This is a genomic window from Thermodesulfobacteriota bacterium (genome assembly GCA_040756475.1).
Taxonomy (GTDB): Bacteria; Desulfobacterota; Deferrisomatia; order Deferrisomatales; family JACRMM01; genus JBFLZB01.
Window position 1 is genome coordinate 1 of record JBFLZB010000153.1, and the last position, 11014, is coordinate 11014.

Annotated in this window: 9 protein-coding genes; 1 reads left to right on the top strand and 8 read right to left on the bottom strand. The window is 69.4% G+C overall.

All coding sequences use genetic code 11. The features are described from left to right. Nucleotides 1-296: 296 nt before the first annotated feature. From dnaE to AB1578_17805, 6 genes are all read right to left on the bottom strand, one after another. Nucleotides 297-3785 (bottom strand): DNA polymerase III subunit alpha, encoded by a 3489-nt coding sequence (gene dnaE, locus AB1578_17780; protein ID MEW6489743.1) that lies wholly within the window; start codon nucleotides 3783-3785, stop codon nucleotides 297-299. Nucleotides 3786-3892: 107 nt separating this feature from the next. Then, a complete protein-coding gene (locus AB1578_17785) occupies nucleotides 3893-4777 on the bottom strand; it encodes a YicC/YloC family endoribonuclease (protein ID MEW6489744.1) in 885 nt (294 codons plus the stop codon). Beyond that, nucleotides 4774-5352: a DUF4416 family protein gene (locus AB1578_17790; protein MEW6489745.1), complete on the bottom strand. Its 579-nt coding sequence runs from the start codon at nucleotides 5350-5352 to the stop codon at nucleotides 4774-4776. The genes AB1578_17785 and AB1578_17790 overlap by 4 nt, the downstream gene beginning before the upstream one ends. After that, nucleotides 5349-6173: a lipopolysaccharide kinase InaA family protein gene (locus AB1578_17795; protein ID MEW6489746.1), complete on the bottom strand. Its 825-nt coding sequence runs from the start codon at nucleotides 6171-6173 to the stop codon at nucleotides 5349-5351. The genes AB1578_17790 and AB1578_17795 overlap by 4 nt, the downstream gene beginning before the upstream one ends. Then, nucleotides 6136-7164, bottom strand: a complete 1029-nt coding sequence (gene rfaE1 / locus AB1578_17800) for a D-glycero-beta-D-manno-heptose-7-phosphate kinase (protein ID MEW6489747.1) — start codon at nucleotides 7162-7164, stop codon at nucleotides 6136-6138. The genes AB1578_17795 and rfaE1 overlap by 38 nt, the downstream gene beginning before the upstream one ends. After that, nucleotides 7161-8321, bottom strand: a complete 1161-nt coding sequence (locus tag AB1578_17805; protein ID MEW6489748.1) for a glycosyltransferase — start codon at nucleotides 8319-8321, stop codon at nucleotides 7161-7163. The genes rfaE1 and AB1578_17805 overlap by 4 nt, the downstream gene beginning before the upstream one ends. Before the next feature lie 56 nt (nucleotides 8322-8377). On the opposite strand from AB1578_17805, the gene AB1578_17810 reads away from it, so the two are divergent. Next, complete coding sequence (locus AB1578_17810) at nucleotides 8378-8959, top strand: Uma2 family endonuclease (GenBank protein MEW6489749.1); 582 nt, start codon at nucleotides 8378-8380, stop codon at nucleotides 8957-8959. A gap of 4 nt (nucleotides 8960-8963) precedes the next feature. Here the strand turns inward: AB1578_17810 and AB1578_17815 are convergent, their stop codons facing one another. Then, nucleotides 8964-10541, bottom strand: a complete 1578-nt coding sequence (locus AB1578_17815) for a capsule assembly Wzi family protein (GenBank protein MEW6489750.1) — start codon at nucleotides 10539-10541, stop codon at nucleotides 8964-8966. 282 nt (nucleotides 10542-10823) lie between these two features. Next, nucleotides 10824-11014 (bottom strand): hypothetical protein (locus AB1578_17820; protein MEW6489751.1); only part of this gene is annotated, 191 nt, incomplete at its 5' end.

Consider the following 11014-nt stretch of genomic DNA (forward strand, 5'->3'; position numbering starts at 1 on the left):
TGGGCCAGGGCTGGGCCCGCTGCAAGAACAACGGCGGCGGCAACAATCCAGAGTCTCGTGCGCATGGTGTGTGCCTCCCTTCTCGATCGCAAAGGCAAGGATGACATACCGGTTTCCCGCGGTCCCGTTCTGCCCGGCGGGTGCTGTCGTGTCCTCCCTTCTCCCCGGCCGTGGTTGTGGGCTCGCCGCGTTTACTCACATTACACCGGGGTTTTCGCGAGCGTCACCGAACGATCGGATAAAACCGCTACCCGATCGTGGAAAGACGCGTGGAGTTCGGACGAAGGGACAGATGTCTACTGGAACGCGATGGCGGCGGGGTTGCCCACCAGGCGGGTCACGGCCTGTTTGAGCTCGGCGGAGGCACGCAGACCCAGGGAGGAAGGAAGGCGGATCACGGCTTCGGCCTTCTGGGGCACGAGCACGTGGACGTAGCCCGCCGCGGGGCCCCGGTGCTCGGGTGCGGCCAGGAGCCGGCGCAGGGCCTCCAGGTCGTCGCGGGAGTGGAGGCCGGCGTTGATGTGGATGTGGACGGCCTGGGTGAGGCGCTCGGGGGCCTCCGCCAGGGGCAGGATCTCTTCGGCCAGGATCTTCCCGGCATCCTCGGTCTTTTCGAAGGTTCCCCGGATGACCACCGGCGCGTCGGACTGGAGGAGCGCCTCGGCCCGGGCGAAGGCCTCGGCAAAGACCACCACCTCGAGGGTCGCCTCGGTGTCCTCGAGGGTCACAAAGGCCATGCGGTTGCCCGCCCGGTTGGTGATGACCTTGCACGCCGCCACCACTCCCCCCACCGTCACCGGCGACCGGTCGGGCCGCTCCAGGATCCCGAGCAGGTTCCCATCGGTGTAGGTCCGCAAGAGCTCTGCCCACTCCCCCAGGGGGTGACCGGAGAGGAACATCCCGAGCACCTCCTTCTCGGCCCGCAGCTGGTCGGTGGCCGAGAGCGGCGGCACGTCCGGGAGGTCGTCGGCGGAAACTCCGGGCTCCTTGCCCGGCCCAGCCAGTAGATCGAAGAGGTTGGTCTGACCCCGGGCGCGGTCCTTCTGCACGGCCGCCGCCCGCTCCAGCGCCCGGTCGAGGTAGGCCAGGTACTGGGCGCGGTTGCCCCCCAGGGAGTCGAAGGCCCCGCACTGGATGAGGCTCTCGATCACCTTGCGGTTGACCTTCTGCAAGTCCACCCGCTCGCAAAAATCCAGGAGGCCCCGGAAGGGCCCGTCCTTGTCACGGGCGCAGAGCACGCTCTGCAGCGCGCTCTCCCCCACGTTCTTCACGGCGGCCAGGCCAAAGCGAATCGCCTCCCCCACCACGGTGAAGTGGATGCCGGACTCGTTCACGTCGGGGGGGAGCACCGGCACGCCCATGGCCCGGCACTCGGCGATGTCTTTGACCACGTCGTCGGTGTTGGCCCGGTCGTTGGTCAGGAGCGCGGCCAGGAACGCCACCCGGTGGTGGGCCTTGAGGTAGGCGGTCTGGTAGGTGATGAGGGCGTAGGCGGCGCTATGTGATTTGTTGAAGCCGTACTCCGCAAACTTCGCCATGAGCTCGAAGATCTTGTCGGCCTTGGCGGGGTCGATCTTCCGGGTCTTGGCGCCTTCGAGGAAGCGGCTCTTCTGCTTGGCCATCTCCCCCAGGTCCTTCTTCCCCATGGCCCGTCGCAGCAGGTCTGCCTCGCCCAGACTGTAGTCGGCCAGCACCTGGGCGATCTTCATGACCTGTTCCTGGTACACGATGACGCCGTAGGTGTCTTTGAGGATCGGCTGGAGCTCGGGCACTTCGTACTCGATGGGAATCGTGCCGTGCTTGCGGCCGATAAAGTCGGGGATCATCCCCGACTGCATCGGGCCGGGCCGGTAGAGCGCCACCAGGGCCACGATGTCCTCGAACACCGTGGGCTTGAGCTGCACCATGAGCTCGCGCATGCCCGAGCTCTCCAGCTGGAACACCCCGGTGGTCTCCCCCCGCGACAGCAGCGCATACACCGCCGGGTCGTCCAGGGGAATGGCGTCGATGTCGAGCTGTTCCCCGGCGGGCCGCCGGCGGTTGACGTGGCGCAGGGCGTCCTGGATGACGGTGAGGGTCTTCAGGCCCAGGAAGTCGAACTTGATGAGGCCGATGTCCTCCACGCTCTTCATGGCGAACTGGGTCACGGTCTCGCCGTTCTTTCCCTTGTAGACCGGCAGATAATCCACCAGGGGCCGGTTGGCGATGACGATGCCCGCCGCATGGGTGGAGGCGTGGCGGTTCAATCCCTCGAGGCGCTGGGCGTGCTCCATGAGCTCGGCCACCCGGGTGTCCTGGGCCATGGCTTCCTTGAGCCGGGGCTCCTTCTCCAGGGCGCTCTTCAAGGTGATCTTGAGCTCGGCGGGCACGAGCTTGGCGATGCGGTCCACCTCTGCGTACGGAAGATCCAGTACCCGCCCCACGTCGCGGATCACGGCGCGGGCGAGCATCTTCCCGAAGGTGGTGATCTGGGCCACCTTGTCGGCGCCGTACTTCTGGGTCACGTAGGCGATGGCCTTGTCCCGGTTCTCGAAGCAGAAGTCCACGTCGATGTCGGGCAGGCTCACGCGCTCGGGGTTCAGGAATCGCTCGAAGAGCAGATCGTAGGGGATGGGGTCGATGTTGGTGATCTTGAGGGCGTAGGCCACGAGGCTGCCGGCCGCCGAACCGCGCCCCGGCCCCACGGGCACCCCGTTTCGCTTGGACCAGTTGATGAAGTCCTGGACGATGAGGAAGTAGCCGGGAAACTGCATGTCGCGGATGACTTTGAGCTCGGTCTCCAGCCGCTCCCCATACTTGCGGCGGACCTCTTCTTCTTCCTGAGGCGTCGCAAAACGCCGGGCCTGGAGCCGCTCCTCCAGGCCTTCCCGCGCGAGGCGGTCCAGGCAGTCGTCGAGGGTCTCCCCTTCCGGGACCTGGTACACGGGAAAGTGGTGGCGCTTGAGGTCGAGCTCTACGTTGCAGCGCTCGGCGATCTCCACCGTGGCCGCCACCGCCTCGGGGCAGTAGGCGAAGGCCTCCGCCATCTCCTCGGGGCTCTTGAGGTAGAAGGCGTCGGTGGACATCTTCATGCGCTTTTCGTCGTGGAGGGTCTTCCCCGTCTGGATGCAGACGAGCACCTCGTGGCTTCTGGCGTCGTCGCGGTTGCAGTAGTGGCAGTCGTTGGTGGCCACCACGGGGACACCCATCTCCCGGCCCAGGGCGATGAGCCCGTCGTTCACGCGGCGCTGCTCGGGGATGCCGTTCTCCATGAGCTCCAGGTAGTAGTTCCCCTCGCCGAAGATGGCGGCATACTCCTCGGCCAGGGCCCGGGCGGCGGCCAGGTCGCCCCGGAGGATCGCCCGGGGCACCTCCCCCTTCAGACACGCCGAGAGCCCGATGAGGCCCGCAGCGTGCTCTCGCAGGAGCGCCTTGTCGATGCGGGGCTTGTAGTAGAAGGCCTCGGGTTGGTAGCCCGCGGTCACCAGGCGGCAGAGATTTCGGTACCCTTCCTGGTTTCGGGCGAGCAGCAGCAGGTGGAAGTTGGACTCCCCCTCGTGGGGGCGCTTGTCGAAGCGGGACCCCGGGGCCACGTAGGCCTCGCACCCGAAAACCGGTTTCACGCCCGCCTTCACCGCGCCCTTGTAGAACTCCACCGTCCCGTACATGGCCCCATGGTCGGTGACGGCCACCGCCGGGAGCTTGTGCTCCCTGGACTTGGCCAGAAGATCCCCCAGGCGAATCGCCCCGTCCAGGAGGCTGTACTCGGTGTGCACGTGGAGATGGGCAAAGCGGGCGTGGGGCATTGGAGTTTGTCCGTTGTAGGTTGCGCGTTGCACGTTGGCGACGGGCGGTTGTGGTCTCGGTCTCCGGGCCTTTCTCCAACAAGCTACGTGCAACAAGCAACAAGCCTCTACTCGAGGTTCTGTACCTGCTCCCGGATCTTCTCGAGCTCGGCCTTCATCTCCACCACGGCGCGGCCGATCTCGGTGTCGGCGGCCTTGGAGCCGATGGTGTTGACCTCGCGGTTCATCTCCTGGAGCAGGAAATCGAGCTTTCGGCCCACCACGCCGCCCTCGGCCAGGAGCTCGAGAACCTTTTCCCGGTGGCTCCGCAGTCGGACGACCTCCTCGGAGACGTCGGAGCGGTCGGCGAAGAGGGCCACCTCCAGGGCGATGCGCTCGGCGGCCACCTCGGGGGGTAGATCCTGGGCCAGATCCTGGATGCGGCGCGCCAGGCGGCCGCGCACCTCCTCCACGTGGGCAGGGCGTCGCGACTCCACGCGGCCGACCAACTCGCCGATGGCATCCAGGCGCCCGCGCAGATCGGCGGCCAGGTCGTCCCCCTCCCGAGCCCGCAAGGCGTCGAGCGCCGCTAGCGCGTCGCGGAATACGGGCGCGGCCTCCGCCCACAAGGCTTCGGGATCGAGCCCCGTGCCCCCCGGATTCGTTACCGCCGGGATGGAGAGGAGGTGCTCCAGGGTGACCTCTCCGGAGATCCCCGCCGCCCGGGCCGCTGCCCGAAGCGCCTGGGCGGCCTCCCGCGCCGCCTCCACGTTCACGTAGACTCCCGAGGCGGCCCCACAGCGGCCGTCCCACGCGGCGAACACGTTCACCTGGCCCCGCTGCAGCCGCGACTTGACCAGCCCCAGCAGCTCCGACTCGCAGCGTTGGAGCTCGGGGGGAAGCTTGGCGAGAAAGTTCAGGAAGCGGTGGTTGACGGCCTTGATCTCCACGGCCAGGCGTCGCCCGCCGATCTCGCCCTCGGCCCGGCCATAGCCGGTCATGCTCTTGATCATGGCGTTTGTCCGTTGCTCGTGGTTCGTTGCACGTTGGAGAAGGAGGCCGCGGCGCTTCGTAGCCGCCTCTTGTGGCCATCCCGCACCTCGTTGAAGAACGCAAGGGCACGGGGCTCCCGGTAGTCCGGGTAGGTCCAGGGGAGGGGGCGAAACGAGCCCCTCTCGAAGACCAACTCCACCTCGGCGTATATCCCCTGGCCCAGGTACGCGCGGTGGGCCGCGGGCTTTCCCGAGGCCAGCACCACCTGGGTGAGGTTGAGCAGTCCCGGGTCGAAGTTCACCTCCCGGCCCCGGGGCCCGGCCCAGGCCTCCTCCAGCGCGTTGGCCGCGAGTTTGAGGCGGACCAGCCCTCCGGGGTCGCGCACCCCTTCGAAGGCAAGGAAGCTTCGCAGGAGCCCGCTGCCCATCTCGCCGTCGTAGTACCGGGACTGGGCGAAGGGCTCTTCCCCTGAGGAGGCGCGTACCGGGCCGAACTGCTCCTCCAGCTCCGGCAGGAGCTTCTCCGGGGAGACCGACGGACTGCGCAGAAGCCCCGACACCAGGACGCAGGGCGCAGGCACCCCGGGCCGGCTCATCCCCTGTCCCGACTTCGCGCCCGCCGCCCCCGCCGGCGCTGGGCTTCGCGCCCCTCGCGCCAGAGGGTAGCGGGCTCCGACGCCCCCAGTCCCGCCGCGCCTGCATACTCCCGGATGAAATCCCAGCGATCGCGCAGCGAGAGGATGGTGAGATCGGACAACGCCCGGCCGAGCTCCTCCAGGTTCTTCACCCGCCGCCGGCGGGACAGACGCGGGTGCAGCTCCTCCAGGTCCACGAGGAAGGGCCTCCACCTGCCGCCCTTTGCCCCGAACACGAGATTGCCTGGCAGGTCACCGTGGTAGAGGCCCAGACGGTGCAGAGCCCCGAGGAGGCGGGCCAGGGAGAGGACCCCCTCCCGAAACCCGGGGGCGGCTCCCTTTCCGGGCGCTTCGCGCCCCAGGTGCTCCGGCCACGCCCGGGTGGGCCCGACCCATTCGTTGACGAGCAGCGCCTCGCGCCACAGCCCCCGGCCGAGGGCAAAGAGCCCCAGGGGCACGGGGGTCCCGACTCCGGCGCGCCCGAGCCGGTGCCCGAGGACAAAGGCACGTTGGGGCTTGCGCCGAAGGCCGAAATCGCGCACCCGCGCCGCCAGTCCCTTGGGGGCGTAGTGCTTGACGAAGACCGGCTCCTCCCCGTCCCCGTCCCCGGCCGTTCTTGGTATCTCGACCCGGTAGGCGGTCCGGTCGGGACGGAACTGGAGGGGCGACCAGGCTCCCCGCTGCAGGCGGCGGAGGAGCTCCCCCGCTTGGGGGCCGCCGCTGCCCGCCGCGCGCCACCGCGCGTCAGGCGAGATCGGAGGGGACAGGAGTCCGATTCCCATGGTTTGCGGCGCCGCGCAGCTCGTCCATGGCGGTCACCGCGGTGCCGAGCTTGCCCACCACGATCCCCGCGGCCAGGTTCGCGAGGCACGCGGCCTCGAGGGGCGACGCCCCCGCGGCCCAGGCCAGGGTCAGCACCGAGATGGCCGTATCCCCCGCCCCGGTCACGTCGAACACATCGCGCGCCCGCGTGGGAATGTGGGCCACGCGGCCCGAAGCCTCCACCAGGGTCATCCCCCGGTCGCCCCGGGTGACCAGGATGGCCTGGGAGCCGAGCTCGGAAAGGAGCCTTCGTCCCGCCTCCACCGCCTCGGGGTCCGAGCGCGCCGGCGCCCCGGCCATGGCCTCGGTTTCCTTGGTGTTGGGCGTCAGAACCGTGACGCCTCGGTACTGGCCCAGGTTCCCCGGCTTGGGGTCGACGGCGAGAAGCACGCCGGCCTGGCGGGCCTGGGTTACCAGCGGGCCCATGAGCCCCGGGCAGACCACACCCTTGCCGTAATCCGAGACGATCACGGCGTCCAGGCGGCCCAGCCGCCCTAGAAGGCCCTCACGAAGCGACCGGAGGACCTCCTCGGGCAGGGGGCCGCGGCGCTCCCGGTCGAACCGGACCACCTGCTGGTGCTGGGCGATCACCCGGGTCTTCACCGCGGTCGGCCGGTCCGGGGACTCCACCACGCCGGCCCCGGCGACGCCGAGCCGGCCGAGCTCGTCGCGAATCTGCCCGGCCAGGGAATCGGGCCCCACCACCCCGAAGAGCTCCACGTCGGCTCCCAGGGACACCAGGTTGTGCACCACGTTGGCGGCGCCGCCCAGACGAAAGACCTCCCGCTCGACCTCCACCACGGGTACCGGCGCCTCGGGGGAGATCCGCTCCACCGCGCCGTACAGGAACTGGTCGAGCATCACGTCGCCCACCACCGCCACCCGGACGGGTTCGCGACGGGCTTCGAGCCGGCCCAGGGCTGCCCGGGCTGCCCCATCAAAGTCGATCATGGACGATGGTCTCGGCGGATCTCGTGGAGGAAGGTGACGTGGGCCCGAGCGCAGCGGTCCAGGGTGAACCGCTCGAGCACGCGCTCGCGGGCGCCCCGCCCGAGACGGCGGGCCGCCTCCGGACGCCGGGCCAAGTATACGATCTTCTCCCCCAGGGAGAAAGGGTCCCCGGGGGGTACCAGGAAGCCGGTCTCCCCCTCCCCCACCAGGTCCGGGAGGACGCCCACCCGTGTGGCCAGGAGCGGCACCCCGGAAGCCATCCACTCCAGGCCCACCCGGCAGTTGGCTTCGCTCCCGGTGCTGGCGACCACGCCCAGGTCGAAGGACCGAAGCACGGCCGGAAGATCCGTCCGGTGTCCCAAGAAGAAGACGCGCCCCGAAAGGACGGGATCGGCCGCCACCCGGGCCTCGAGGTCGGTCTGGCGGGCCGTGGGTTCCTTGGCGAGCACCACGAAGGCGGCGTCGGCTCCGTCCCCCAGGGCAAGCCGGGCGGCCTCCAGGAAGTCGTCGTGCCCCTTCACCGAGCCTAGCCGGCCGAGGATGCCCACGAGAAACACGCCCTCTCCGAGTCCGAGCTCCCGCCGCAGGGGCGCCCCCGACCCTGCCGGCGCAAAGACCCCCGGATCCACGCCGCCGTGGATGGTCCGCAGGCAGGGGACGGCGCCCAGGCGCGCCCTCAGGGAGCGCTCGATGGACCGGTTGGATGCCACCACCCCGGCGAGCCAGCGGGTGTACAGGAACCGGTTCAAGGGGTCGGCCCGCACGGGCCGCATGTCCCCGCGCACCCGCACGCAGGGCACCCCCGCCCGCCGGCACGCCCAGACCACCAGGGGCAGCCCCTCGGGCCTGTGCACCAGGACGGCGTCGAAGGGCCGGGAACGCAGAACCCGCAGGAGGCGCAGGGCCGCGGGGAGGACCCCCGCCATTCGAAGGCCCTTGCCGCCAAACCCCGACTCCTCGATGGTCTCCAGCCCCGCCTCCCGGCTCTTGCGGGCGGCAGGGGAACCGGTCTGGGCCAGGAACGCCACCCGGTGGCCCTGGCGCCCCATCTCCCCCGCCAGGTCCAGGGCGTACTGGGCCTCGGCGTTGAACCACCGGACGTGGGCGAGGTGGAGGACGGCGAGGCGGGCACCGGCGGACGCCCCCGGTTTGACCATCCCTTTCCTCTCTGCTAGAAGGAATCCGAACACCCATCCGTTCCGGGAGGCAGGCCATGCCGCTGCCCGCAGACCGCCCCGGCGAGCGCTTCACGTACGGGGACTACTTGACCTGGCCCGACGACCAGCGCTGGGAGCTGCTGGAGGGGAAGCCCCGGCTCATGAGCCCCGGACCCAATCGGCGTCATCAGGAACTGCTCATGGCCCTGGGAAGCAGGTTGTACGCCTACCTTGAGGGCAAGACCTGCCGCGTCTACCCCGCTCCCTTCGATGTCCGCCTGCCAAGGAGCGGGGAGTCCGACGAGACGGTGGACACCGTCGTCCAACCGGATCTCATCGTCGTATGCGACCCCGCCAAGCTCGACGACCGGGGCTGCCGCGGCGCGCCGGACTTGGTGATCGAGATCACCTCGCCCTCCACGGCGTCGGTCGACCACGTCCAAAAGAAGGCCCTCTATGAGGGCCACGGAGTCCGGGAGTACTGGTTGGTCCACCCCGTGGACCGGATCGTCATGGTCTACACCCTGCGCCCCGACGGAGCCTACGGGGCTCCCGCCGTCTACGGGCCGGACGATTCCCTCCCCGTGGGGATCTTCGACGACCTCTCCCTCGATCTCGGGGCGCTTTTTCGGGAGTAGTCGCCTACCAGAAGGAAGCCAACCCCAGCCCGGCGTAGACCTCGTGGCGGTCGACCCTTCGCGGGTCGTCCAGGGGGTCGCGCACCCGGGCGCCCAGCAGGTCCAGCGTTGCCGTCAGCGGCACGCCGGCCGCTCGGAGCGACAGGGCCTCCACCCGCAGGTTGCCCTCCCAGCGCACCTCGCTCTCGGGAAGCGAACGGCCCCGCTCCGAGACCTCACCGGTCAGGGAGGTCCGCCAGCCCGTGCCGAAGTAGCGGGAAACCTCCGCAGACGTGCTCCAGGCATCGCCCCCCATGGGGTGGCCCAGGGGGCGCCCCCGGTAGGTAAACCCTTGGGGATAGAGGGAGTGGTTGTACCAGGCTGCGTCGGTCTTCGCATACTCCCAGCGCACCTCGGTGGGACCGGTGGAAATCATGAAGCCGCCGAGATATCCCCTCCGGAGAAGCTCGAAGGGGATGAACCCGAGCATGTTGTGCCTCTCCCACCGCCCGGTAAACTCCGTGGGTCCCCCGTCGGTTCCGGCGAGCTCCCAATAGATCTTCCCCCCCTTCAAGGGCCCCACGCCGTTGAGGAAGGGCAGGCGCAGCGTGAGGTCGTAGGAAGCGTGGCCCTCGTTGTCGTACCGGCGGCTTTCGCCCTCGAAGGCGTGCTCGTCGCTTCCCGAGATGAGCTTCCACCAGTCCTTTGGGCTGTCGTACTTCTCCCGGCCCTTGCCCCCGTAGAAGACCACGCGGGTAAAGCCCAGGTCGAACCAGGAGGTCGGGTGGTAGGAGAAGCGCATCCCCAGGAGCCTGGGGTCCCGTACCGGCGCCACCCCGCTGCCGTACCGGCGGTCGGGGGGAGAAGGGGTGTCATCCGATAGGTACCCGTTGAAGACGGTGAAGCGAAAACCCCCCACCCGCCCGAGGAACCCGGGGAGGAAGAGGGGTTCCTCCGTGCGCACGCGCCACAGGTCCATGGTGGGGGCGTTGTCGTCCAGGAGCAGGCTGCCGAAGTACCCCTGCCCCAGGCGTTCCGAATCCCGCCCGGCCTTCAAGGACCACTTGCCCCAGACGGTCTTGAGATACAGCCGCTTGGTACGATAGCCGACATCGTCCGGATTCTGGGTGAGTTGGAGCTCGTACGCCCCCCCCACCCGGTCGCCCCAGAAGGCCGCGCCGGAGGCGGAGAGAAAGGTATTGAACCCGTCTTCCAGTCTGTCGCCCGAGGTGTGGTAGAGCAGCCGCTGGTCCGTGGAGCTCCCCAAGACGTAGGAGCGCACCTCCAGTTGGGGGAGCAGGGTCTCCAGGTGGAGGCCGCCGTCGGAACGGGCCGCCTGCCACGAGGCGTACCGCTCCCCCAGGGGGTCCACCAGGCCCCGGGCCTGGAGGGCCCGGTAGGACTCCAGGAACCAGGCGTCGTCAAGGGGACCCGCGCCTGCGTCCACGGGCCGCGCGATCCCCGAACCGGAGGCGAGCTCCGCCAGGGAGACGGCGCGCCGCTCCGAGGTGGGCACGTCGATGAGCGCCCACGCCGACGCCCCAAAGCCGGCTACCGCCCAGAGCAGCGCCCCGGCCGCCCCCAACCAACGTCTGTGGTCCATCGTCGCCTCTACTCGCTATAAAGAAACTCGGCTGACCCTTGACAGCTCCGGGAGAGGCGTAGGGCGGGGCTTGCCCCGCCAAACCGGCGGGCGAACCCCGCTACGCGGGAACCGCCCGCCCTACCGTTTCATCCCTCGGGGTGACCGAAGGTCATGGGCAACTCAGCGGCCCCCACCAGGGGGGGAAGTTTCGGACAGATCGCCCTTCTATCACGGGAAGGCACCGGCCGGGAACCGCCCGCATCCATTCTCTGCCCTGCCCGGCGTCACCCCCGGGGGCTTTCACCGTCGGCGCCGCCCTCGCCGGCCAGAGGCCCTGGCGTAGAGATCTGCCCGAATGGTAGATCGGTAGAGCCACAGGCGCAGGCGCAGCCATAGGGACCCCCGTGCCCTGGGTTCGAAGCGGTTGACGAGAAAGCCGATGCGCCCCGCGGGATTGGGCCCCCTGTCCAGGGTGTACACCCGCCGGATGC